21 protein-coding genes and 4 tRNA genes are annotated in these 25,547 nt (G+C 45.5%); 11 read left to right on the top strand and 14 right to left on the bottom strand.

From position 1 onward, the window contains the following. Window positions 1-9: 9 nt before the first annotated feature. Both RT422_RS00540 and RT422_RS00535 read left to right on the top strand, forming a co-directional pair. Complete coding sequence (locus RT422_RS00540) at window positions 10-1,584, top strand: hypothetical protein (protein ID WP_313420839.1); 1,575 nt, start codon at window positions 10-12, stop codon at window positions 1,582-1,584. After that, window positions 1,575-2,330 carry a glycosyltransferase family 2 protein gene (locus tag RT422_RS00535; protein ID WP_313420837.1) on the top strand — a complete coding sequence of 252 codons (756 nt, stop codon included), beginning with the start codon at window positions 1,575-1,577 and terminating at the stop codon, window positions 2,328-2,330. Before RT422_RS00540 ends, RT422_RS00535 begins: the two co-directional genes overlap by 10 nt. Window positions 2,331-2,443: 113 nt before the next feature. Here RT422_RS00535 and RT422_RS00530 read toward each other — a convergent pair whose 3' ends face one another. The 6 genes from RT422_RS00530 to RT422_RS00505 all read right to left on the bottom strand — a co-directional run bounded on the left by RT422_RS00530 (window position 2,444) and on the right by RT422_RS00505 (window position 9,139). Further along, entirely contained in the window at window positions 2,444-3,520 is a 1,077-nt protein-coding gene (locus RT422_RS00530) for a WavE lipopolysaccharide synthesis family protein (RefSeq protein WP_313420836.1), read from the bottom strand. Window positions 3,521-3,708: 188 nt separating this feature from the next. Further along, the gene (locus RT422_RS00525) at window positions 3,709-4,680 is read right to left on the bottom strand and encodes an HpcH/HpaI aldolase/citrate lyase family protein (protein WP_313420834.1); all 972 of its coding nucleotides are present in this window, start codon (window positions 4,678-4,680) and stop codon (window positions 3,709-3,711) included. 75 nt (window positions 4,681-4,755) lie between these two features. After that, window positions 4,756-5,892 carry a cysteine protease StiP domain-containing protein gene (locus RT422_RS00520; protein ID WP_313420832.1) on the bottom strand — a complete coding sequence of 379 codons (1,137 nt, stop codon included), beginning with the start codon at window positions 5,890-5,892 and terminating at the stop codon, window positions 4,756-4,758. 2 nt (window positions 5,893-5,894) lie between these two features. Then, the gene (locus tag RT422_RS00515) at window positions 5,895-6,725 is read right to left on the bottom strand and encodes a hypothetical protein (protein ID WP_312535662.1); all 831 of its coding nucleotides are present in this window, start codon (window positions 6,723-6,725) and stop codon (window positions 5,895-5,897) included. A 103-nt stretch (window positions 6,726-6,828) separates the two neighbouring features. Further along, window positions 6,829-8,028: a phosphoribosyltransferase domain-containing protein gene (locus RT422_RS00510; RefSeq protein WP_313420830.1), complete on the bottom strand. Its 1,200-nt coding sequence runs from the start codon at window positions 8,026-8,028 to the stop codon at window positions 6,829-6,831. A 28-nt stretch (window positions 8,029-8,056) separates the two neighbouring features. Further along, window positions 8,057-9,139 (bottom strand): ATP-grasp domain-containing protein, encoded by a 1,083-nt coding sequence (locus tag RT422_RS00505; protein WP_284034345.1) that lies wholly within the window; start codon window positions 9,137-9,139, stop codon window positions 8,057-8,059. A gap of 452 nt (window positions 9,140-9,591) precedes the next feature. Between RT422_RS00505 and RT422_RS00500 the strand changes: the two genes are divergently transcribed. Further along, the gene (locus RT422_RS00500) at window positions 9,592-11,643 is read left to right on the top strand and encodes an OPT family oligopeptide transporter (RefSeq protein ID WP_284034344.1); all 2,052 of its coding nucleotides are present in this window, start codon (window positions 9,592-9,594) and stop codon (window positions 11,641-11,643) included. A 186-nt stretch (window positions 11,644-11,829) separates the two neighbouring features. On the opposite strand, the gene RT422_RS00495 is transcribed toward RT422_RS00500, so the two are convergent. After that, window positions 11,830-13,344 (bottom strand): aminoacyl-histidine dipeptidase, encoded by a 1,515-nt coding sequence (locus RT422_RS00495; RefSeq protein ID WP_284034343.1) that lies wholly within the window; start codon window positions 13,342-13,344, stop codon window positions 11,830-11,832. A gap of 228 nt (window positions 13,345-13,572) precedes the next feature. Here RT422_RS00495 and RT422_RS00490 point away from each other — a divergent pair, with 228 nt between their 5' ends. After that, entirely contained in the window at window positions 13,573-13,755 is a 183-nt protein-coding gene (locus RT422_RS00490) for a hypothetical protein (RefSeq protein WP_284034342.1), read from the top strand. Here RT422_RS00490 and RT422_RS00485 read toward each other — a convergent pair. Next, entirely contained in the window at window positions 13,724-14,713 is a 990-nt protein-coding gene (locus RT422_RS00485) for an extracellular solute-binding protein (protein WP_284034341.1), read from the bottom strand. The two genes, RT422_RS00490 and RT422_RS00485, sit on opposite strands and share 32 nt — an antisense overlap. 182 nt (window positions 14,714-14,895) lie before the next feature. Between RT422_RS00485 and RT422_RS00480 the strand changes: the two genes are divergently transcribed. Beyond that, window positions 14,896-16,497: an iron ABC transporter permease gene (locus RT422_RS00480; protein WP_313420826.1), complete on the top strand. Its 1,602-nt coding sequence runs from the start codon at window positions 14,896-14,898 to the stop codon at window positions 16,495-16,497. Beyond that, window positions 16,494-17,570 carry an ABC transporter ATP-binding protein gene (locus RT422_RS00475; RefSeq protein WP_284034340.1) on the top strand — a complete coding sequence of 359 codons (1,077 nt, stop codon included), beginning with the start codon at window positions 16,494-16,496 and terminating at the stop codon, window positions 17,568-17,570. The genes RT422_RS00480 and RT422_RS00475 overlap by 4 nt, the downstream gene beginning before the upstream one ends. Before the next feature lie 325 nt (window positions 17,571-17,895). On the opposite strand, the gene RT422_RS00470 is transcribed toward RT422_RS00475, so the two are convergent. Next, window positions 17,896-17,971, bottom strand: a tRNA-Arg gene (locus tag RT422_RS00470). Between the two features lie 279 nt (window positions 17,972-18,250). On the opposite strand from RT422_RS00470, the gene RT422_RS00465 reads away from it, so the two are divergent. The 5 genes from RT422_RS00465 (at window position 18,251) to nagZ (ending at window position 22,794) form a co-directional block, all read left to right on the top strand. Continuing rightward, on the top strand, window positions 18,251-18,844 hold the full coding sequence (locus RT422_RS00465; protein WP_309596268.1) for a c-type cytochrome: 594 nt from the start codon (window positions 18,251-18,253) through the stop codon (window positions 18,842-18,844). A 149-nt stretch (window positions 18,845-18,993) separates the two neighbouring features. Further along, window positions 18,994-19,953, top strand: a complete 960-nt coding sequence (locus tag RT422_RS00460; RefSeq protein WP_313420824.1) for an ABC transporter ATP-binding protein — start codon at window positions 18,994-18,996, stop codon at window positions 19,951-19,953. A gap of 1 nt (window position 19,954) precedes the next feature. Further along, a complete protein-coding gene (locus tag RT422_RS00455) occupies window positions 19,955-20,728 on the top strand; it encodes an ABC transporter permease (protein ID WP_313420822.1) in 774 nt (257 codons plus the stop codon). A gap of 38 nt (window positions 20,729-20,766) precedes the next feature. Continuing rightward, window positions 20,767-21,618, top strand: a complete 852-nt coding sequence (gene queF, locus RT422_RS00450; RefSeq protein ID WP_313420820.1) for an NADPH-dependent 7-cyano-7-deazaguanine reductase QueF — start codon at window positions 20,767-20,769, stop codon at window positions 21,616-21,618. Between the two features lie 135 nt (window positions 21,619-21,753). Then, complete coding sequence (nagZ, locus tag RT422_RS00445; protein ID WP_313420819.1) at window positions 21,754-22,794, top strand: beta-N-acetylhexosaminidase; 1,041 nt, start codon at window positions 21,754-21,756, stop codon at window positions 22,792-22,794. Window positions 22,795-22,938: 144 nt separating this feature from the next. Here nagZ and RT422_RS00440 read toward each other — a convergent pair whose 3' ends face one another. The 5 genes from RT422_RS00440 to nadA form a co-directional block, all read right to left on the bottom strand. Further along, window positions 22,939-23,481: a hypothetical protein gene (locus RT422_RS00440; RefSeq protein WP_312385760.1), complete on the bottom strand. Its 543-nt coding sequence runs from the start codon at window positions 23,479-23,481 to the stop codon at window positions 22,939-22,941. Window positions 23,482-23,754: 273 nt separating this feature from the next. Continuing rightward, window positions 23,755-23,830: transfer RNA gene (locus RT422_RS00435), tRNA-His, on the bottom strand. Between the two features lie 31 nt (window positions 23,831-23,861). Further along, a tRNA-Arg gene (locus tag RT422_RS00430) sits at window positions 23,862-23,935 on the bottom strand. A gap of 62 nt (window positions 23,936-23,997) precedes the next feature. After that, window positions 23,998-24,074, bottom strand: a tRNA-Pro gene (locus RT422_RS00425). 153 nt (window positions 24,075-24,227) lie between these two features. Further along, the gene (gene nadA / locus RT422_RS00420; protein ID WP_312385761.1) at window positions 24,228-25,364 is read right to left on the bottom strand and encodes a quinolinate synthase NadA; all 1,137 of its coding nucleotides are present in this window, start codon (window positions 25,362-25,364) and stop codon (window positions 24,228-24,230) included. Window positions 25,365-25,547 lie beyond the last annotated feature (183 nt).

The following is a 25,547-nucleotide window of genomic DNA, read 5'->3' as shown; positions in this document are numbered from 1 at the left end:
TTTAACGCCATGATACTCATTAATGCCTCTTCCTATGTCAATGCTGAATTTGAAGCAGAAATTGGGCGCATTCCACCTTGCATGCTGCCCATCGGCAATAAAAAACTGTTACAGCTGCAAGTCGATGTGGTACGCCAACACTTTCCCAAGGAAAAAATTCTATTATCACTACCCGAAGCTTATACCTTGACCCTCAATGAAAAAGCAGTGATTGAGTCACTTCCCATTGAAGTGGTGACAATCCCTGAAAATTTGGCATTGTCCGAGACGATTTTATATGTGCTTAATCTAGCCATTGATAAATCATACCATCATATTCGTATCATCCAAGGGGATGTATTTTTACCCCAGTTAGTTGATTGCTCAGATTGTATTGGCGTGTCGGATAAAACGCGCCAATACGATTGGCAACAAACCAAAAAAATGAAAGAAAACCCCACCGATTGGATTGGCTATTTTGCCTTTTCCTCACGATTGGAGTTGATTAAAGCCTTAGCGATTAGTAAGAAAAATTTTGTGCGGGCGATTTATTTGTACCAACAGACGATGCCAATGAAATCGGTCAACATTGAGTCGTATTATGACTGCAGTAATTTTGTCCATTATATTCATGCCCGCGCCAATATGACCACCGAACGCGCCTTTAATTCACTGCAGATTCGTGAAGGCATTGTCACCAAAAGCAGTGACGACAACAACAAAATTGAAGCGGAAATTTATTGGTACACCCATATTCCTGCGCCACTCAGACGTTTTACCCCGCAATTGATTGATTATCAGCAAGTGGAAGGACAGTTTAGTTATAGCTTAGAATTCTTGCCGTTATTACCGCTCAATGAGTTGTATGTGCATGGGTTAAATACTACTGAATTTTGGCAACATATTTTTCAGCTATTAAAAGAATTTTTTAGTATGGCCAATCAGTCCGACGTGCATCGTCATATCGAGACAGGGTTTGCCAAATCATATGCCGAAGATTTATACCATAAAAAAACCTTAAAGCGGCTGTATGCGTATGCCGATGATGCCGATGTCGATTTGAACAAACCTGTGATATATGATGAAACGATGCTTGGCAGTACGCTAGAGATTGCGCAGGACTGCATCGACAAAGCCTTGGCACTGCCAAACACCGTGAGTGTCATGCATGGCGATTTATGTTTTAGCAACATCATGTATGACATGCGCGGTCGCCGGGTAAAAGTTTTTGACCCACGCGGCACGGATTCTAATGGCAATTTTAGTATTTTTGGTAACGCAAGCTATGATTTAGCAAAGCTCACCCATTCTGTGATTGGTATGTATGATTTTATCATCGCAGGGCGTTATGAAATTATCGACAGCCCTAGTGGTAGCGATATACGCTTTGATATTGATAAGCGTTTGGAGCAAATCCAGCAAGAATTTTTTGCCGGCACCTGGGTCAATGGCATGACCACAGAATCTATCATGCCAGCGGTGGTGTTATTGTTTTTATCCATGTTACCCTTGCACGCGGATAGACCCGATCGCCAGCGCGCCATGCTGCTCAATGCGTATCGTTTATACAAAATGTATGTGATGGAGGCAGTGACATGTTCGTAATTCCGATGGCAGGGCTAAGCAGTCGTTTTTTTAAGGCGGGCTTTGAGGTGCCGAAATACCAATTGTCGATTGCCGATACCATTGTATTTGATTTGGCAATCAAGTCGTTTGAGCGCTATTTTAGCACCGATCTATTTTTGCTTATCGTGCGCGATGTGTATGATACCCCGCAATTTGTTGCTGAGCGATTAACGCGCTTGGGTGTGCGCAATTTTATGATTCATACCCTTGATGGCGAGACAGCGGGGCAAGCTGAAACAGTAGCGCTGGGACTGGGGCTTGAACTGGGACTAGGACTCGGTAATACTAGCATTGATGACGATGAGCCGATTTATATTTTTAACATCGATACCTTTCGCTATGGGTTTGAAAAACCTGACTGGGTAGAGTCTGTTGACGGCTATTTAGAAGTATTTGAAGGCGAAGGCGACCATTGGTCATTTATCGCCGTCGATGACGATGATAAGGTGATTAAAACCACCGAAAAACAGCGTATCTCCAATCTTTGCAGTGATGGCTTATATTATTTTAAATCCAAGCAGCAGTATCTATCGTTGTTTCAACAAGCGATTGCTCAACAGTTGACGGTTAACAACGAATATTATATCGCCCCAATGTATAATTTATTAATCGCACAAGGCGGCCGGGTTGGCTATGTCAAAATCACGGAGGACGACATTGATTTTTGCGGTACGCCGGATGAATACCAAGCGCTTAAAGCCCACGGTTTAAAGGTTGATGTTTAAAGGCTCATGTTTAAAGATTGATGTTTAAAAATTAGCGTTTAATTGTTTAACTGTTGAAAAAAAGCTTACCATCTGTTGGGTAAGCTTTTTTATTTAGCGGATTTAGGAATGATTTAGGGATAAAGACGGGAGAAAATCTGCTGTTGATCGACTGGGCTGTTTTGATAAAACTCTGCCGCGGCAATACTTTTCATCACCGCCCGTTCATCCGCATGCGCCAAGCGGGTTTCGTCAACTTGGTTGGGATACCAATATTGATAAAATAACTGATACCAGTCATCATGGCTGATGCAGTTCATCGCCATAAAAGCATCGGTCAATGTCCACTCGTATTTGGGTAACCGTAGTCCGTAGTCTGTCATATCAAGCACAATCACTTCACTCGCCAAAAATGCCTTATGCGCGTCTAGAATCTGCTCGTTGAGTTCATTGTAGTAGCTTGGTGTGGCGGCGTAGCCGATTTGATTGGCATAATGACTGGCAATATGCTGCTCGACAGCCAACCGCGTGCGAAAGGTATTGTCCGCAAATTTGGCATCGATATCTTGTGAATGCGACTCAAAATAAGTGGCATTCTCTCTACTCATCAAGGGTGCGGACCAAAACGCCTGCAGTCGCTCGGTCTTGCCAAACTGCGCCCAATCGCTGATATGAAACGCCATATGCTCAAACATGCTGGGGTCGATGGTAAAAAATGACGGCACTACAATCGGCGAGTAGTCGGTTCCTTTACTTTTTGAGGATAAATGGCTCTGGGAATGTAACGTTACTTGCTGGGTATAATAGCGATAAAATTGTAGTAGATTGTCATTAAGCAAGTAGCTATCGGTGCGTAGTTTGAGCGCATATTCGGTGCTGACTTGGCTTAGACCCGCTTGCGTTGAGATGATTTGTCGATTGACGTTGTTAGGGGCATCGTAGCCAAATTTGATATTGGGCAGACCACCAGGATCTGGGTTTAAAATCAGCTGATCGATACCCAATTTGTCGGCGCTGTCAAACTCGGTAGGCAACACAAGCGTATCCCACGTCGATAATACAATGGTCGCATGGGGCAATGCTGCTCGGGTTTTGGCGACGTTGGCGATAAAATCACTGCCGTCATCACCGCCCTGCCCTAGCTGATGAACGTTGATACTACCTTGAAAAATAACTGTCACTGACTGACTGGGGAGAGTATTTGCTTGCATAGGTTTCCATGATGCTGGTTATCAGTTAAATTGTTATCATAAATTATTGTTATCTGCTAACCCGTCATCATAGCGCAATTTTGCTCAATTATCGGTCAGTGATTTGTTATCTGACTTTGATGCGCCAAACTGTTAGACAGTGGCTTTTAGACCTTGGCGGTTAAACCTTAGCTTTTAGACCTTAGCTTTTAGACATTGGCACGGAGCATCACACTGGTCGCCCACGCGCGATGCGTGGCTGGCTCAAGCATACTGTTGTCTTGCTTGAACACCGCCTTGGCATCGGCGGCAAGAATCGCTGTGGCTTGACTGCGCTCTATGTCGTTGACATAAAAAGCTTGTTTGACTGCAGCAATTTGGTCAGGGTGAATGATGGTCTTTCCCACCAGTCCCAAGGCGACATCTTGACACAATTCTTCAGCAAACAAGGCAGGTTTATCCAAATACTCAAACACGGGCGCAGTCAAATAAAAACCCTGCGGCACAAAACACGCAATTAACTGATAGATAAGTATGCCGACTGGGGTTTGATAGATTGTCACATCGGACGGGCGACGCAAGCGCAGCGAGGCAAATAAATCATTGCCGCCAATACGCAGTGCCAAAATCGACTGGCTAAACCCTTCACTAAACGCTAGCGCCAGTTCTTGGTTGTGTATCGGGTTAAAGATGAGCCGAGTCTCAAGGGTCGGCATCAATAACTGTGTCGATGGCAATGCCTGACAAGCCAATCGCCAATCGGCAAGGCTTTGCATATCGATTTTTGGTAACACAAAGCCATCCACTAAGGCAATCGTCTGCCAACTGGCAAGCTCGCTGAGCATCAAAGCGTTGCGCGGTCGGATAAACACCATCGGGCGTGAGGCTCGCGGTGAAATTGGGCGCGATTCATCACCAAAACCATGCCTCTGGGCGTGCTGAGCCCATGTTGCAAGCAGCTGCTTTAAGTTTGCGAGCGCGGCAGGAATCTCGCTTTCACTTACCGCATCTTCCAAACAAATCACGATACTATCAATCTCAGCCAATTTTTGCTGGCTAATAATTTGCCAAATATCTTGGCGCGTGGCTGGCATATAAAGCGTCGCACCTAGCTGGTAGGGATTGATAGTCGGCGCAACGGGTTCAGCCAAAAAATGATTTACAGGGTGTAATAGTGTCATAAAAAGTACAATGTGCGTAAAAGAGCTAGGATAAATGGGCGATTAACAAGGTCGATGAGCGCAAAGACACGGTTATCATTGGCTTCTGTTCTTAATAATGGTGACAGCTTGGTAAGGTGCAATGCTGGCATCGGCAATTAATTGAATATTTTTTTCCTCACAAAGATGGCGCAGTAATGCTGTATCTTGTCCGTCTGCCATCTCATTGACCAATACACACTCAGGGTCGCGCCGTAATATCGCGCGGGTCGCCTCGGCAATGGTGGGTTTGATACGGTTGCGATTGCTGATGGCAAAGCGCGCGGCTAAATCATCTATCACAGACTGGGTGGCAAAAGTCGGCAATAACTTGCCCGTTAGCGGCGTTAGTGAGGGCGTTTGCTTCCGCAGCGCATCAATGGTTTGGATAAACTCGCCACTGCGATCCCAAGGCTGTAACTTGTCATAATACACTGCTTGGTGCAGTCCATCACTGGGCTCACGATACAGGGTACGCGATATCAGCCCAGAGACAGTGCTATTGAGCAAACTTGCCGGCATCAGCCAATCATCATTACTTGCCGATAGCCAAGCCACCCCGGCAGGATCTGCCAACGTCACCAGTGGAATCACTCCCTCACCTTGGTGAAACAGTTGCGCTTGTTGCCGCTTATCAGTGATTTGGGCTAAACTTCGTTGCAATTCACCATAGATAGCCCCTTTACCCGTCCAACCATCGACAAACACAATCGGGCTATGGGGATGCTGCTGCAAAATATATTGCAAGGCAACAGGGTCAAGCCCGCGGTCACGGATGATACTCACCCCATAATGCTGGCTAGCTAACGCATAGCTGGCAGAGGCATCACTAAGCGCTTTTTGTAGCAAGACCCCAATCGGCAATCCTGCCCGCACGAGACTGACCAATATCAGCGGCTGCGAGGCACTCACACAAGCATGAAATAGCTGATGTAAGCTAAAGGCAAGGCTTGTGACATCATTTGCCATGCGCTGTTTGCCTGCCATCAATGCTTGATTGTACAAGGCTTCATGCGTGGCGCTGGGCGGTTTTTCAAGCGTCAGCATATCTGAATAATGGCGCTGACCTGATTGGATTAACGCTTCTTTTTGGGTTGGGCTGATATCATTGACGCTATCAGCACTGACGATATCGAGCAGCAAGGTAACCTCAGAAGATAAATAACTACCCGAAAAATTCGCCTGAATTGTCATGATTATAAACACCCTTGACTGATAGCATCATGCAGTTGCCCTCGATTGGGCGTGCCATACCAGTCCAATAATTGTAAAAACGGCAAATCCGCCAAGCTATCACCAAAACCAAAACAAGGGCGGTTTTTATCCAAATGATAATCGAGCAAAAAACGCATCGCGTGATGCTTGTTGACGACGTGCGGCAAGAGTGCCAAGTTATTGGCATTGACATGGATATAAAACTCATCGCCCAAATCAGGCACTTTATTGAGCACACTCGGCAGCTGTGCCGCAAACTGCAGCAAAGCATCGTGGTCTTTATACCGATGTTTGATGGCGACATATACCATCAAATCCGTCGCGTTATTGTCTACTATAAAGTGTTCATAATGTGGAGTTATACGCAGTGCTTCAAACCCTGCCAATCGCGCCATAAGCTGGGTCAGTTTGGGTTGTAGCGCCACCAATTGCCCTGCCATTAGCCGCTGCCAACGCGCACAAATCTGCCCCGACGGTGTTACAATCACTGCACCATGGGTCAAGACTTGCCAACTATCAAACGGCAGTTTGACGCGCATAATCTCAGTGGTATCTCTTGCGGTGACGGGGATAAGCTCCGTTGATTGGGATAACCAATTAAAAAAATGGCGCTGCTTTGGGGTCAAAAAGCTCAATGGCGCATTCTGCTTATCGACGGTCGCCGCCACCAACCCATCCATTGGCAATTGCCAAGCTGCAATTTTTCGCTGGGTTTGAAACAAGGTATCGTCCAAATCCATCAACGCATACGGTTTGACTAGCGCGACTTTTGATTCAAAAAAACGGGCTTCGGGTTTAAAAAAATCGGTCATTCACACTCACTTTTATCAAAATTAACTTTTATCGATTTTGTGACTGATTGGGTTTTGGTTGTCGGACTTCAGATATCGCACTTCGTTTGTCGGGTTTAGAATGTCAGATTTCGGGTCTCGGTGAAATTACCATGACATTATCAAAGCGCTGCCAAATCTCATCCACGCTATCTTGGGGGGTTTCCACGCACAACAGCACCCAATCCCACGCCTCAGGCGTCACGTTGTAAACAAAATTGGTCATGCCCAAGCCATAATGGTCAAAGAACTTGATGACGCTAGTCACGGCGCTATTAGCATGGATGGCGATGGGTGAACGCGTCAAGGCAGAAAATTTGACATCCGCCTGATACTGCGCCAATTGTTCGGCAAGCAACAACGGCAACCAAACAAACTCATTACTGCCCAGTACCAAGATTTTTTGATGGGCGAATGACGCTAGGGTCAATTGTCTTTGGCTCAGCGTATGATGCAAACCTTGCAGCAAAAAATCCAATCCCGATGTACTATCGCGTGCCGGTTGTCTACCCCAATTGCCGGTAGGCAGCAGTGGCTGACTGCCTGCCTTTGTGGTTGACACATTTGGCATGGTAACCGCAGGCGCATTCACCCTATCTGTCCACGTCCAATCTCCTGCGAGCAGATGATGGCGAAAAAAGGCGATGTCATTAAAAATATTATTATCCGTTTTGCCCAGTTTCTTACTAAGTTTTTTGCCCAGTGACCAATCAACCAGCGTCGCCAAATGCACTTGCTCAAGCTTACTCATTCCTGCTTGACGCAGGGCGTTGACCACATTTTGGCAGGTATTACCTGTGGAGGCTTCATCATCGACCATAATCAAGGTTTTGGCGTTTTCAACGTTCGCTTGTAGCGCGCTGTCATCACTTTGGTAAATCAAATGCACGCTGGCATGACTATGATCTTCGCTAAACGTAGCAAGCAGCTCTGCTGCCTGTGCATGCCGCGTCGAGTTGAGCAAAATAGCTTGCGGATAACGCGCCTGCAGCACTTGATGCACCCCTGCCGACAGTCCGACTGCGGTCTCCGCCATACCAATCACCACAATCGGTTCGGGCAAATCATCGGGTATGAGAGTCGCCAACTGGGTGAAGGCTTGTCGCATTTTATCGGGAGATACCGGAATATGTCGCCCCAATACTTTGGATACAAACAAAAACGCGCGCTTGGGATTGATACGCTCAGCAAACCCCAACAAATCATCAAGCTGATAATCAGCCGTGGTTTGATAGCGTAAAGTAAGCTCGCCACGCGATAACGAAATGGTTTTTTGCTCGGTCATGCCGTCTGTTGTCCTGTTATTTTATCCGTTAGCCGATTTTGACACTGGTCATGAGCGGGCGCACGATGCAAGGGGTGATGGTATCACGTACCGTTGGCAGATGCGGTTTAGCAATACAGCCTGACCAATAGCCAAAAGCTAATTGGGTTAAATTCATCGTGCCGTTGTCAAAGGCGTGATCGGTGTAACCAATCCCACCTGACGCGCGGCTATTGATTTCCAGTACCTTGTGCGTCCCATTTTCATCAGCCTTGGTTTGGATGCTCACAATACCATCGGCTTTTAGGGCTGCCACCAGGCGCTTGACAAGTGCCATCACTGCTTCGTCATAGCCCACATGCTGCTCACTGCCGTCTTTATAGCGCGTCACTGCGGCTAACACTTCCCCTGTCTCACATACCACATCAATCGAATATTCTTTGCCTGCTAGATATGGCATCAGCAGCATGCCAATGGGTTTGTCAGTTACCATTTGGCTATGGTTATAGGCGTGTAAAAATTGTGCAAGATGAATTTTTTTAGCATCGGTAAAGTATAAATGCTCAAAACTATCCCACGCATCGACCGCTCCCGTATCGAGTCGCCAAAACCCTTGCGCAAATATGCCTTTAACGGGTTTTACACATAACGGCTGCTCACCATGCAACGCGAGCAGTGCCATTAACTCATCTGTATTAGCAAACTGCCAGCCACTTGCCACAGGGATGTCATGTTGCTGGCAAAAGGCGGTAAAAGCGGCTTTATCATCCATTAATTCAAGCGTGGCTGTGTCAGTTGCGCCTGTCAACAATCGAATACCGGCTGCTTTGAAGTCTTGACGTCTGGCTTCGTAATCTTGGCTATTTCGCCCTGTCAATATCACTTTGCTATTGTGCTTTTTGGCCTGTTCAAGTACAAACTCAACCCGCTCACTTGGCTCGGATGGCTCTTGGTACGCTATATCGGCACAGTTTAAGATTTCTGGTCGTGGTTGTCGATGGGATGCCACGATGGTCATGGGTAAGTTATATTGGCATTTCATGGCTTGCATGGCAAGTAGCATCTCACGCTGGCTTGACTGCCCTTCTGCCAACCAAATTGAAAACGGGGTATTACTGGGGTTTAAAATCATTCAACTTCCATTAGCAAATCTTCATACAACTGTAATCGATTGTCATTGAGATATAACATGCTGAGTGTGTAGCAAGAATTATATAGCAGGTGGTGCAAAATTTTAATCTATCTTGCTAAATAAATCGTGGCTGCCACTGCAGGATATGCTTGACTACTTGTCTTTGCTTAACTTGTCTTTGCTTAGTAGGTAAGACTTATTATTTTACTAATCACATAAGTATCTTATATCTATATGCATGCAGCGCAACTATTATTGGCGTGCTTTGCCAAACAATATTTGCCAAACAACGTTTGCTACACAATGATAGCCCTATTCAGACCCGTAGTGTTTCGATGTTTCAAGGGTTAGGGTTCTAGATAAAAGTTATTGTTTTAGCCATAAAACGCAGTATAATCCATAAGCTTTTTTTTACTCACCATTAACCTTTGCTTTTACATGGAGATTTGCCCATGCAAGTTCAGCCTATCGGTGATATGTATGCCAATCACAAAGAATTGACGCTAAGGGGCATTATTCTTGGGGCATTAATCACTGTCATCTTTACCGCGTCCAATGTATATCTTGGACTTAAAGTCGGTTTAACGTTTGCCTCGTCTATTCCGGCAGCGGTGATATCAATGGCGGTTTTAAAATTTGCCAAAGATAGCAATATTCTTGAAAATAATATTGTACAAACCCAAGCTTCGGCGGCAGGTACTTTATCGTCTATTATCTTTGTGTTGCCAGCGTTATTAATGCTCGGTTATTGGACAGGGTTTCCATTTTGGCAAACCACTATTTTATGTATCGCTGGCGGTATCTTAGGGGTGATTTTTACTATTCCACTTCGCTATGCGATGGTCGTTAACAGTGATTTGCCCTACCCTGAAGGCGTTGCCGCTGCTGAAATTTTGCGGGCAGGCGAACAGGACACCGCAGATGATACCCCCGCTCAGTCAGATGCCTCAACAGGTGCCAAGGATATTGTGATTGGTGGCGCGTTATCAGGCATTGTAGCGTTTTTGACCGGTGGACTTAGGGTATTGGCAGATTCGGCAGGCTACTGGTTTAAAGCAGGGTCGGCAATTACCCAATTACCCATGGGGTTTTCCTTGGCGCTACTTGGCGCAGGCTACCTAGTTGGCGTAGCAGGCGGTATTGCTATTTTGCTGGGTATCTTTATTGCTTGGGGTACAGCGGTGCCGATATTGACGAGCATGACGCCTCAGCCTAGCGACATGGAAATGTCTGCATTTGCCATGAAAATCTGGAAGGAAAATGTCCGTTTTATTGGTGCAGGTACCATTGGTGTTGCCGCAATTTGGACGCTACTGACGCTCATGAAGCCAATGATTGAGGGATTAAAAATTTCCATGCAGGCGCTCAAAGGTGGCAATTCATCAAACCTCAGTCGTATGGAGCAGGATTTATCGCCCAAGGTTATGATCGGTTGGACGGTGGTAATGACGTTGTTATTGGCGGTTAGTTTCTATCAGTTTGTGGAAGATGCAAGCTTGCCAACGGGTCTGGCATGGTTGCTAGTATTGGTTTGTACCGCGGTCACCTTTATCATTGGTTTCTTGGTAGCGGCAGCGTGTGGATATATGGCGGGTTTGGTTGGATCGTCGTCTAGCCCAATTTCAGGTATTGGTATTATCTCGATTGTGGTGATTTCGCTCATTTTATTGCTGGTTGGCAATGCCTATCCGCAATTGTTAACCACGGGCGATGGCAAATTTGTCACCGCGTTGGCGTTGTTCTGTGGTTCAGCGGTATTATGTGTGGCGACGATTTCAAATGACAATTTGCAAGACTTAAAAACGGGTTACTTGGTAAAAGCCACACCTTGGCGTCAGCAAGTTGCCTTAATGATTGGTGTGGTGGTAGGTGCATTGGTAATCTCCCCTATCTTAGAACTACTGTACAAAGCTTACGGCTTTACTGGGGCATTGCCTCGCCCTGATATGGATGCCTCGCAAGCCTTGGGCGCACCGCAAGCAACCTTGATGACCACGATTGCCAAGGGGATTTTTGCGCATAATTTGAACTGGGACTTTATCCTTATCGGTGTGCTGATTGGTGCTGTACTGATTGTCGCTGATACCTTATTACGCAAAACTTCAGCGGGTAAATACAGCTTGCCAGTATTGGCAGTGGGTATGGGTATTTATTTGCCACCTACCATTAATATGCCGATTTTTATAGGCTCGGTGTTGGCATGGTGGATTAAAAACCGTATCACCAAAAACAGTGCGGCGGCGCAACGTGAGCGCAACTTAAAGCTTGCAGAGCGCAAAGGCACGTTATTTGCTGCAGGGTTAATTGTGGGCGAAAGCTTGATTGGTGTTATTATGGCGTTTATTATTGCCGCGTCAGTCACGACGGGCGGCTCAGATGCACCGTTGGCGCTTAAACTTGCCAATTGGGACAATATTGCCCAATGGCTAGGGTTATTGGCATTTGTATTGGCTATCGTGATACTAGCCAGACGCGTGTTGAGCAGTGCCAAAACATCGGCATAATAGGCATTAAAATCTAATATCCCTATAAACTAAACCCTTGGAAATCAGTAAACCCTTGAAAATATTAATTTTCAAGGGTTTTTTATGTATCGCGGCTTGAGAAAATAGGTTCAACACCATAGATTCAAAACCTTAGCAACGACATTTTTTCACAACTGTGATAGCAGCATAAGCAATCATTAGCCATTACAAGACTTTTAATAAGTCTAATAATACCTGCCAAGTTTTTGCCACGCTGGCGATTTCTACGCGCTCTTTGGGTGAGTGTGCCGCACGGATATTTGGACCAAAAGAAATCATGTCCATGTTTGGCGCTTTACCTTTAAATATGCCGCATTCCAGACCGGCATGAATCACCTGTAGCTTTGGCTCGCCTGCAAAATGACTCGCCATCACAGATTTTGCCACTGCCAATAGCTTAGAATCTGGGTCAGGTTGCCAGCCTGGATAATCATCGCTTAGCTCTAGCGCTGCCCCTGCCAAATCTGCTAAAGCTTGTAGCCGCTGGGCGATGTCATCTTTTGGGGTTTCACCCAAAGATCGCATCAGACAACGTATCTCAAGGGTGGCGGTTTGATTATTGTCATGAGTTTGGCCAAGCTTAACCACGCCCGTGCTAATTGATGTATCTACCACGCCGGCAAAACTATCGCTCATGCGTATCACGCCATTGGGTAGGTTACGCAGCAAGTTAAGCACACGCTGACTGTCGGCTATACTAAGGGCGGACAGGTTGGTAGCTGCAGGTGACAACGCGTCCGTGGCGACTAGTTTTTCAACAGTGACGGTCAGGTTGGGTTCCGTGATTTTATATTCAGCTTGTAGCGTTTGCAAGATAGTAGGAAGCAACTGGCTAATACGCTCAAAATCACCCAACACCGCCGCAGTGGCTTCGCGTGTAATCACATTTCGCAGTACGCCACCTGCCCAGTGTTGTAGATAAAAAGGCGATGAGCCAAACAGGCTTGCCAGCACGCGCGCCAGTAACAAGTTAGCATTGGCTAAGCCTTTATGAATATCAATGCCAGAGTGCCCACCTTGTAAACCGCTCACCTTAATCACCATCGGCGTGACATCTTCGGTTACGGTAATTAGCGAGGAAGTTAACTGGAATGTGGCATCACGCCCGCCAGCACAGCCAATAAACAGTTCACCTTCATCTTCTGAGTCAAGGTTAATCATTGCAGGTGCGGTCAGCCACTCAGGGTGGATGGCTTGGACGCCGCCCATGCCGATTTCTTCTTCACAAGTCAAAATCAATTCAAGCGGTGGATGGACAATATCATCACTAAACGCCACCGCCAATGCCATAGCAAGTCCAATACCATTATCTGCCCCAAGCGTCGTATCGCTTGCCCAGACCCAATCGTCTTTAATCACCGGCTTGATAGGGTCGGTGATGAAATCATGGTTGGTGGTTTCCCCTTTTTGTGCCACCATGTCAAAATGCGCTTGGATAGCCACCGCAGGATGGTTTGCCATATTGCTATCAAGCTGTACGCTTGCTGGTTTATAGATAAAAATATTGCCTTTTTCATCTTTTTTGACCGTTAACCCGTATTGCTGTCCGCGGGTTTGGACTGCTTGAACAATAAAGTCACCCAAAGCGTGTTCATGAAAAGTAGGATGTGGAATAGCACAAATTTGATCAAACCATTGCCAAACAGCAGTGGGTGACAGTTGAGAGAGATTGGTTGTCATGGTATTGCCCGGTTTTTAGTGTATTAACTATCAAAAGCAATATTGTAGCGAATTTTACATACAAATGGTCAGCTTATTTCTGGTTAGCTTAGTTATAGGGCGATTGGCAAACGCACAGTATTATTCCATTTCAGAAAATATAATATTGTTAATATTATTTTACAGAATATACAGGTTTTTACATAATAATTCACATACAGAATATCTATGACGAATTAAGGGGTAAAAATGACTAAGCAAAATAAATTATTCGCCGAAGGATTGACGGCAACGCACAATATTATTCAATCCTTTGCGCAACAGCGATTTGGCAATATCACCGAGGGCTTTGCCCAGTGGCAACAAGCCCAAATTGACAACCCGCCTGTGAATACCGTGTTTATTTATAGCCGGCTTTTTTCATTAGCATAATCGCATGGCGTTGGTTTTTACCAGCCACGGATACATTGATAATATCCTGCTTAAAGCTGCCCCATCTGGCGACTTTTGGATCTGGTGCGACGCGTGGGTTGGCTGGGTATTCACTGTTCAAGTCAGCAAATAAATTCTGTGCCTCTGCGCCACTGAGCCATTCCATAAATTTTTGTGCTTGTGCCGCGTTTTTGCTGTATTTAACTATGCCAATACCCGATACATTGACATGGGTGCCTTGCCATTTTTGGTTGGCAAAATAGGGTTTGACCTTAATGTTTGGCTTGGTATCAAGCAGCCGACCATAGTAGTAAGTATTGGCGATACCGACATCACAGCGACCTGCGTCAATTGCTTCAAGCAGCGCTGTGTCATTGGCAAATGGCGCGGTGGCTAGATTACTGACCCAACCTTTTAAAATACGCTCCATTTGTGGTAAGCCGTTGTGCTGAATCATAGTGGCAACCAAAGATTGGTTATAGACATTGTCCGACGTTCTTAAACACAGCTTGCCTTTCCACTTGGGGGTAGATAAATCTGCGTAAGTTGATAGCTGGCTTGGATTGATTTTGGTTGGGTTGTAAAAAATGGTACGGGCGCGCACTGACATACCAAACCAACGATTTTGTGGGTCTTGGAATTGCGGCGGGATATTGGTTTCGAGTACTTTTGAATTGACAGGTCTTAAGATGTTTTCTTGCGCCGCTTGCCATAAGTTACCGCCATCGACGGTGATGAGTAAGTCAGCCGGGGTATTAGCACCTTCTGCTTTAATTTTTTCGATCAGTACGCCTGCTTTATCGTTGACCAGCTTGATTTTTACGCCTGTTTGCTGCTCGTATTTTGCCACAATCGGCTTCAGCAAATTATCAGCACGCGCTGAATAAATCACCAGATCACTTGCTAGCGCAGGTGTTACCGCACCCATCAACATACCAAAAGTCATCAAGCGTTTCATAATTTACCCTTTTATTCGTCCTAAAAAATTATACCGAACACCCTACTAAAAAGCAGACCTTAACGATGCGACGGTGCAAGTTAAAATCGCCGCCAAACGTAGTGGTTTCGTAGTATAATATAGAATATTTATTTAAACAATAATAATTATTATTTACATTAAGGTTAACGATTTGGGTGCACATGAATAAGGGTATTGGTTTGGCTCGGTTTTGGCTGGTGCTATGTTCGACTCTAGTATTGCTGCCGCTTTTGGTGGTACTTACTAGCTTTGGTGAGATTGACCAAGAGATTTGGCAGTTTTTGCTTGATTATCAGTTGGGGTTACTACTTAAAAACACCCTGATATTGCTAATCACGACGTCCGTTGGAATTTTGCTGCTTGGCGTGACCACTGCATGGCTGACGGCGATGTACCAGTTTCCAGGACGTAAGCTATTTTTTTGGGCGATGATGCTGCCACTTACTGTACCTGCCTATGTATTGGCGTTTGTGCAATTGGGTATGTTTGACTATACAAGTGCGATTAGTACCTATTTGCGAGAGCAGCAGGGGTTTGCACAAGGTCTGCCCGATATCCGCAATATTTGGGGATTATCGATTGTGCTGATACTAGCTTTTTATCCCTATGTGTATCTTCTCGCTCGCAACGCCTTTACCAGTATGGGGCAACAGGCGCTGGAGATGGGCGCATCGCTTGGCTTGACGCCGCGCGAATCGTTGCTCAAAATTGCCCTACCGATGGCGCGTCCATGGCTCATGGGTGGCTTGTTGCTGGCGATGATGGAAGTCCTCGCAGATTTTGGTGCGGTATCTGTCTTTGGGGTAGAAACCTTTACTACTGCTATTTATCAAGCTTGGTTTGGCTTTTTTTCCATTGATACTGCCAAACAACTGGCTTCTTTACTGGTGCTATTTGTATTTGTCATGATTGTGCTAGAGCAGCTGAGTCGCGGCCGCCGTCAATTTGCCACCAAAAAATCAACGGCAATTCAGCCAAAGCCGCTACCTAGTGGTTTGGGTTGGCTGACAACGGTCTATTGCGGTGTGATTTTGCTGGTCAGCTTTGTGCTACCTGTCATCCAGTTGATTGTTTGGGTGGTCGCGCATTGGCAGCAGGGCGATGTGAGCGCGTTGCTCCAGCCGATGGGCAATTCATTAGTGATTGGGCTTGTTGGTGCGGTATTGGTTATGGTTGTGGCATTGCTACTTGTGATTGCCAAGCGCAGTGATAAGTCATTGTTTGCCACGATTTTGATGCGTATTACCACGCTCGGCTATGCCATCCCTGGTTCGGTATTGGCGATTGGTATTTTTATCCCAATTGCAGCGATGGACAATCTGTTATTACAATTTTTGCCCGTCAGTGATGGTACGACCGCTGTCATTAAAGGCTCGTTAATTGTGATGCTTTTAGCCTATATTATTCGCTTTTTGGCGCTGGCAGTGTCGAGCATTGAGGCAGGTTTTGAGCGTGTCCGCCCAAGTCTTGTGGAGTCGGCAGTCATCCTCAATGTGCGCGGTGTTGCGTTGATTCGCCGTTTGTATATCCCTTTGGTCAAAAGCTCGCTAGGCGTTGCCGTACTCATGGTGTTTGTCGATTTGATGAAAGAGATGCCCATCACGCTGATGACCCGACCTAGTGATTGGGACACTCTCGCGGTGCGAATTTATGCCTTTACCATGGAAGGGCAGTTTCAGCAAGCCGCATTGCCTGCACTGGTCATTATACTAGCGGGACTGTTGCCCGTGATTTTGTTTTCCAAGGAAAGTAACGTAACATGAACTTCAATGATTTATCGCAGAACGCGGTATCGGATGCGCATTTGACTGTGAATGAGTTATCGCTCAGTTATCACCCGTCTAGCAAAACCGTCCTCGATCAGATTAGTTTTGAGTTGCCGCAAGGGCAAATTGCGTGTTTGGTCGGTCAATCTGGCTGTGGTAAAACCAGCCTGCTACGCTGCATTGCAGGTTTTGAAACCCCGACAGCAGGCTCAATTCAATTTGGCAAGCGGACGCTATTTGATAGCCGCACCCATATCAATATCCCTGCTTATCAGCGCCAGATTGGCATTGTGTTTCAGGATTATGCGCTGTTTCCGCATTTGACGGTGGCAGACAACATTGGTTTTGGGCTTCAACACTTGTCGAAAACTGATAGACAGAGCAGCATTGATGCTTTACTTACCTTGATAAGACTGGAACAGTTAGCATGTCGCTACCCGCATGAATTATCTGGCGGGCAGCAGCAGCGGGTGGCATTGGCACGGGCGATTGCCCCCAATCCGCAGCTGATTTTGTTTGATGAGCCATTCTCAAGTCTCGATGCCGATATGCGAGAAGCGTTGGCGATGAGCATTCAGCAGCTACTTAAAGCCAAACAAATCAGCGCCATTGTGGTGACCCATGACCAGCAAGAAGCCTTTATGATAGCCGATAAAATCGGTATGTTGGCAGATGGTCGATTGCAGCAATGGGACACGCCAATTCAATTGTATCAAGCCCCCAGCACCGCCACGGTGGCAAAATTTGTCGGCAAAGGCAGCTTTCTACAGGCGCAGCAACATGGCAATGAGTTGGTGACTGCAATCGGTGCGTTGCCAATGAGCAATTATCCTTATTTTGCAGACAGTCACCAAGTGCTGATTCGACCAGAATGGCTATCGGTGGTACCCCAAACAAACAGCGCGGTTAATGGGTTGATTACCGCCAAGCAGTTTAAAGGCAGTCATGTGGTTTATGAAGTGCAGCTTGCTAGTCAAGAGCGTGTGTTGGTCTACTCACCCACAGATGTTGCCATATTGGGCGAAACTGTGGGGCTGCTGATCGCTCACCTGCCTGAAAGCCGTCAATAAAGGCTAAGAGCCTTGTCAAATAATTTTACAGGGCTAGCGAGTAAAATTAAGTGTTTTATAGTCTATTTTGATATTCTGAACTGCCCCGGAATTGTCGGAGACCTAAAACTCTGAAACAATACCCTTATGAAAACTAAAAAACACTCAACAGAAGTTAAAAATAGAGCCGTCGAGTTGCTGATCGAATTGCAAAAGACTATCCTTCTCTATGGGCAGTCATAAAAGCAATTGCATTCTACCAATGGATATATATCGCCTATTATATACCCATAAAAACATGAATAAATCAGAATCCTCATGAAATCAATAATTTAGGCATTAAGAATGGTGCGCTCGGCGGGACTCGAACCCACGCCACAGGCTTCGGAGACCTGTACTCTATCCAGTTGAGCTACGAACGCTTTGATTGGCATTGAAAAAAAGCAGTGGGCTATTCTAGCAAACTTTTCGTGCAATAAGCAAATCATCAAAATTCCTGCCGAAAACTGCTCGGCAAAGTTGATAGCACATATCAAATAAGCATAGCTTTTTCAGATAATTTTCCCTTATAATAGTATGGAAAATAAATCTATGTAACATTTATCGCATCAACGGATACAATCGAGCAATCTAATGGCTAATGTTGTCCGTTTTAAAAGTATTACGATAATTTAATTCACCTGTTTGAGAGAACGTGACGAATGAAAAAAGTAGTGATGTTATCAGCGGTTACTATGCTAAGTCTTGCGGGTATCGCTGTCAGCCAAGCTGAGGATAAAGCCAGTGCCCCCGCAGCGGCATCAGCTACCGCTAGCGCTTCAAGTACCGCGACTGCCTCAAGTACGGCAACTGCTTCAGCCCCTGCATCCTCTGCCGCTCCCGCAAAAAAGGAAGCAGAAAAAGCACCTGAAGACCCACCTCAAGTTGCAAAATTGGTTGCGTTATACCCAAATCTAATCGCACGTATTGCCCCGCAAGGTAAAGTTTGTTTTGAAGGTAAAGAATGTGATATCACTATTGCCGCTGCATTAGGTGCCGCTGATCCAAATAAACCACGTGAAGGCAAAGTAATTTATGAAGGTGTTTGCCATACTTGCCATACTGCAGGTCTGTTAGGTGCACCAAAATTTGGTGATAAAGGCGCTTGGGGTCCCCGTATCGCTAAAGGTACCGCTACCCTTCACCAACACGCGCTACAAGGCTTTAATGCCATGCCAGCTAAAGGCGGTAACGCTGATTTGCTAGATGTGGAAGTGACCAATGCGGTTGATTATATGGTGTCTCAATCCAAATAGTCATTTTTAGTCCAGATGAAGCCTATCAACTGATAGGCTTTTTTAATTGTATCATTGATATAATTTAACTTAACTTAGTGCATTCAAATCTTTAAACTGTCCAACCCATCCCCATTAAGGTCTCACCTTTAACCAGAACCTGCATTGCTATGGCAAATTTTGACACTACCATCCCTGCTCTAAAAATCTCCCAGCTTACCAAAACCTACCCAAATGGTTTTGCTGCACTCAAAGGCATTGATTTGACCGTACCCCAAGGTGGATTTTTTGCCCTACTTGGTCCCAATGGTGCGGGTAAATCCACCACCATTGGTATTATCAGCTCGCTATTTAAACCCAGCTCAGGCTCGGTAGAAATTTTTGGGGTAGATTTGCTTAAACAGCCTGCCAAAGCCAAGCAGTTCTTAGGCGTGGTGCCGCAAGAATTTAACTTTATGCAGTTTGAAAAAATCGAAGATATTTTGATTGCCCAAGCAGGTTATTTTGGTATACCTACCAAGGAATCTCGCCCGCGTGCCGAAAAACTCCTTAAAGCATTGGGTCTTTGGGAAAAACGCGATGACAAAGCGCGTATGCTCTCTGGCGGTATGAAACGCCGTTTGATGATTGCGCGTGCTTTAATGCACCGTCCCAAACTGCTGATTTTGGATGAGCCGACTGCGGGGGTCGATATTGAACTGCGCCGCTCGATGTGGGATTTTATGCAGCAAATTAACACCGAAGAAGGCACGACCATTATTTTAACCACCCATTATTTAGAAGAAGCTGAGCAGCTGTGTAAAAACATTGCTATCCTTGACCAGGGTGAAATTCGTATCAATACTGATATGAAAAGTTTGCTTACCAGCCTTGATGTGGAAAGCTTTGTGTTTGATTTGGCGCAACCTTATCTGTCCTCAATTGCTTTAACCAATGTGGTAAAAACCAAGCAGCCAGACCCGTTGACCCTTGAAGTCACACTCAAAAAAGGCGACAGTCTAAATGACGTCTTTGCCCAGTTAACTGCTCAAAATATTCAGGTAGCGAGTATGCGTAATAAAGCCAATCGCCTTGAAGAGTTGTTTTTAGGGATTGTTGAAAATAATTTGACTGAAAAATTGGAGAATTAACATGGATTTTCAGCACCAGTTGGTTGCATTTAACACCTTGTTAGTCAAAGAAATCCGCCGAATTCTTCGCATTTGGCCGCAAACGCTGTTGCCCCCTGCCATCACCATGAGTTTGTATTTTATCATCTTTGGTAAAATGATTGGCGCGCGGGTTGGCGATATGGGCGGTGTCTCCTACATGCAGTTTATCGTGCCTGGCTTGATTATGATGTCAGTGATTACCAATAGCTACTCCAATGTGGTATCGAGTTTTTTTGCCACCAAGTTTCATGGTAATATCGAAGAAATTCTGGTCAGTCCGATTTCTAAACATACCATTTTACTGGGTTTTATCGCGGGCGGTTTGTTTCGGGGGTTGACCATTGGCGCGATTGTGACGATGCTCGCGTTGTTTTTTACTCAGTTATCACTGGTACACGCGTTTGTCACGATTTTTACTGTGGTGATGACCTCGGCATTGTTTTCGCTGGGCGGTATGATTAATGCGGTATTTGCGCGCTCGTTTGATGATATTTCCATCGTACCCAGTTTTGTGTTGACACCCTTGACGTATTTGGGCGGCGTGTTTTATTCACTTAAAGATTTATCAGGATTTTGGCAAAACATATCGCTACTAAACCCCATTGTTTATATGGTCAATGCTTTTCGCTATGGTATTTTGGGTCATTCAGATGTCAATGTATGGTCATCTTTGGTGGCGATTGGGATTTTTACCGCGATATTTTATGGCATTGCCTACTATTTACTCAAAGATGGCTCACGCGTTCGTTTATAACTTAGATAACTTAGATAACTTAGTTAAATTAAAAAAATATGAAACCACTTGAAACTCACGGTATTTTGGGTCAATCCACCCACTATCCAAAAACCTACGCCCCCGATATGCTCTACCCCATTCCCCGCGCATTAGGACGAGCGAAGCTAGCGCTGCCTACTGACGCCTTGAGTATCGGCATGGACTGGTGGCAGGTTTTTGAAATGTCTTGGCTTAACTTACACGGCATATCACAGGTGGCAATGGCGCGCCTTGCCATCCCTGCCACCTCAGACTACATTGTCGAATCAAAATCGCTCAAACTTTATTTTAATAGCCTAAATTTCACTGAATTTGACAATCAACAAGCTGTTAAAGCAGCGGTGGAAAAAGACTTATCCGCTTGTCTAAAAACCGATGTGACGCTTGAGATTTTTGAGGTAAACATCGCAAATAGCTTACCTATCAGCGCGCCACAGGGTGATTGCATTGATAACGCGTTGGATAATAGCGATAAAAAAATCGCCATTGTCAGTGATGTCGATCCTTCAAGCTTGACCGTTGCCCATCACGGCGCCTCTGATAGCCAGTTACAAATCTTGCATTCGCATCTGCTGCGTTCAAACTGCCCTGTCACCAATCAACCAGATTGGGGAACACTGGAAATTCAGATAGATAGCCAACCGATTGACCGAGCAGGACTGCTTGAGTATATTTTGAGCTTTCGTCAGCATAATGGCTTTCATGAACAATGCGTTGAGCAGATTTTTAGTGATTTAACCCAAGCCTTTGCGCCAAAAACGCTCATGGTACGCGCATGGTACACACGCCGCGGCGGGATTGATATCAATCCTTGTCGGGTGAGTGATATCAGTTTGTTGCCGCCACCGTCACGGCTTAACCGTCAGTAATAATCGCTAATAATAATCGCCAGTAAGCTAGTCGCATTTTTATCAAAAAAAGCGTATGCTATGTTTTTTCAAAATTTTTCTGCCGCCAACTATATCTAACAGTTGACGGCAAGCAATACCCAGAAGGATTACCGCATGCAAGCAGTCGGTCAACTCATGCTCGATATTGAAGGCACAGCGCTTAGCCTAGCAGATGAAGCACTGCTACGCCAACCGGAAGTTGGCGGCGTGATTTTGTTTGGGCGCAATGTAGAAAGCCCTGAGCAAGTACGCGAACTGACCAATAGTATTCGTGCCATCAAGCCCAATATTCTAATTGCCGTTGACCAAGAAGGTGGACGTGTCGCTCGCTTGCGAGCGGGTTTTTCGCCGATACCTGCGATGGGTAAACTCGGTGAAAAGTTTGAGCATGACCCTATCACTGCGCTTGATCTTGCTTATTGCGCGGGCTATTTGATGGCAAGCGAAGTCCTAGCAGTTGGGATTGATTTTAGTTTTGCGCCTGTACTTGATATCAATGGGGTGAGCCGCGTCATTGGTGATCGCGCGTTTCACGCCCATCCGATTGCAATCACCGCTTTATCGGCTGAATTCATGCGTGGCATGAAGCTTGCCGGAATGGCAACCACGGGTAAGCATTTTCCTGGTCACGGCTCAGTTGCACCAGATTCTCATGTGGATGATGCCACCGATGAGCGCAGTTATGATGAGATTCGCCAATACGATATGCAGCCATTTATTCGCAATAAGCCGCTACTGGATGCACTCATGCCCGCTCATGTGGTATTTAGCACAGTTGATAACAAACCTGCAGGGTTTTCATCGATTTGGCTACAACAGATTATTCGTGGCAAACTAGGGTTTAATGGGGTATTGTTCTCCGATGACCTATCGATGAAAGCGGCACATGTTGCAGGTGATGCAGGTGACCGTATTGCGGCTGCCTTAACGGCAGGTTGCGATATGGGATTATTGTGTAATGACCGCCCTGCTGCCTTGGTCGCGCTTGAGCGTTTGCAAAAACAGCCGACACTGCTCAATACCACCAGCCAACATCGGTTATCTACCATGAAAGGTAATATCAAAGGCTGGCGGGGCTCACTAGCGGACTCAGCCAAAGACTGGTCACATTGGCAAAGCAGTCAGCGTAAGGTGCTAGAAAATTTCTTTGCATGACTTTTCTTGAAACAAGAAAATTTAAAACGAGCAACTTTAAAAAAAAATTCGAAAAAAAGCAACTTTAAAAAAAAGCAACGCAGTAACGTTGCTTTTTTTGTGGCTACTTTTTCATAGCTATTTTTTTAGCTACTTTTTGATTCATCAATTGACATAGCGTAGTTGACCAATCATTTTTTGCAGATGCTCACTACTTAACTGACTCCAAATGTTATAAAAACAGCCATTGTCAAGCACGAGGTAAGCCAGCATTTTACCCTGTGGGTTATTGCCCTCTCGCCCAAGCGTCACATAACTGCCATCAGCATAGTTTTTATGATAGGCCCAGCCCCCATACAAGTCACGCTTAGACGTCATACCGGCATTGGCTACGCCGTAAGCATTGCGCAAAGGCTTGCCCTTATAGTTCTTCAAATCATATGCCACCGCAAAGCCACCTGAAAAATTGGCAGCGCGTGATTGCGCAGTTTTGATATTGACTGATGAATGATTAGCAATGGCTAAAATTGGGCAATATTTATAATCAGATTGTCGCCATTGCTGGTGGTAAATTGGGCTAACTTGATTACTTTTGAGTGATGCATGCGATTGCCAAGGGGATTTTGGCAGCCTAGTAGCCGCTTGGGCAGTATTGACAACTATGCAGCCACTTATCGCAACACTGGTCATAGCAAGTTGATAAAACATCGTTGTACTTCGTATCATATTCAGGGTCTCACGCCATTTTATTTGAGGTTTTCCATCAGGTAAAGTTACGCTATTGGCAATTTACCTTTACGAGCTTATCTTCTAGTACACTATATGACCCTAGTATATAAAATAGATAATAATTCATCCTAAAAAAGTGTAGCACAACCATTGTTTTTTATAACAAATTTGCAAACGTGATAAATAGATAAGGGAAAAGACAAGGCATAAAAAAAGCCCCTAATTCAATGAATTAGGGGCTTTTTTAAAATATGGGGCGAATGATGGGACTCGAACCCACGACAACCGAGATCACAACCCGGGGCTCTACCAACTGAGCTACATCCGCCATAAGGTAGGTTTTACAGACTAGCAAAATGCGCGCCTGACAGGATTCGAACCTGTGACCACCCACTTAGAAGGCGGGTGCTCTATCCAACTGAGCTACAGGCGCATAAAAAAAGCCTGCTCGGCTCTTGATTCATCTTTTCAACTTGGGTAAGTTTAAAGAATGAATGGTCGGAGTGAAAGGATTCGAACCTTCGACCCCCTGGTCCCAAACCAGGTGCACTACCAAGCTGTGCTACACTCCGATTGCCTAACTAGGCTTTAATTGTTACTTCAAAACCTTAGCAATGGTAAGCTTAAAGGCTATCATCGCTAAGTGGTGCGTATATTAAAGCAAGTTAGTTAGGCTGTCAACGACTTTTTTCAATATTTTAAAAACAGACGATGGTTGTTAATGCCTATCTTTTGAGCGTGGCACCAAACGCCAACATTCGATCTAGGGGTTTTTTAGCTTGTTCGATTAGCTGCGCATCAACAAAAATCTCGTGCGGTACGGCGTCAGGCGTGCCTACTTTCTCCAGTGCATGGATGATTTGGTCTAAATCACTCATCGCCATCCACGGGCAGTGCGCACATGAACGACAGGTTGCACCTTCCCCACGCGTCGGCGCTTCGATAAACACCTTATCTGGCGCTGCTTGCTGCATTTTATAAAAAATACCGCGATCCGTGGCGACGATGAACATCTTGTGCGGTAGGGTTTGCGCCGCTTTAATCAGCTGACTGGTGCTACCCACAGCATCTGCCATCTGGGTCATCTCAATCGGTGATTCTGGGTGCACTAGCACCGCCGCATCGGGGTACATCTCTTTCATGGTTTTTAGGCTGCGGCTACGGAACTCTTCATGCACGATACAAGCGCCATCCCACAGTAGCATATCTGCGCCCACTTTTTGCTGGATATAACGCCCCAAATGCTGGTCAGGTGCCCAAATGATTTTTTCACCTTGGCTGTCTAGATGGTCAATGAGCTCAACCGCGATACTCGATGTCACCACCCAATCTGCCCGCGCTTTAACAGCCGCTGAGGTGTTGGCATACACGACCACAGTACGGTCAGGATGCTGGTCACAAAACGCGCTAAAATCTTCAATCGGACAACCCAAATCTAGTGAGCAAGTGGCTTCTAGCGTTGGCATTAATACCGTTTTTGCAGGACTTAGGATTTTAGCGGTCTCACCCATGAATTTGACGCCTGCAACAATCAGCACATCGGCATCACTATCACGCCCAAACCGCGCCATCTCTAAACTATCCGATACGATACCGCCTGTGGCTTCGGCAATTGCTTGGATTTTTGGGTCGGTGTAATAGTGAGCAATTAACGTGGCATTATGCTGTTCTAACAAATCGGCAATGCGCTGTTTTTTTTCTGCAAATTCGGCATCATCAATCTCAATATCTTGGGGTATACCGAGCTTATCGAGATGTTGTTTAACAATATCTTTGGCAGACACTGCTATCAGTTGCTCATTATTCGCTAATAGAGGATTGGATGGCTGGGTAGTTGCTTGCGGTGTACTTGATTGTTGCATGAAAAACTCCTTCTCATGAGATGACTTACCCATGTCTATCACAGGTAAGTAGCAATTCATTGATTCTCCTGCTGTTACTATAGCAAACTTTTTTGCGCAAGGTGAATCAATTGCGACTAGTAACTGATATAAGGGTAATTTGGCTAAATTAAATACTGGGACCCATTAAAATATTATTGAGCC

The sequence above is a fragment of the Moraxella sp. CTOTU49803 genome (assembly GCF_032097965.1).
Lineage (GTDB): Bacteria > Pseudomonadota > Gammaproteobacteria > Pseudomonadales > Moraxellaceae > Faucicola > Faucicola tetraodonis.
This window is presented reverse-complemented; position numbering and strand designations above follow the sequence as displayed.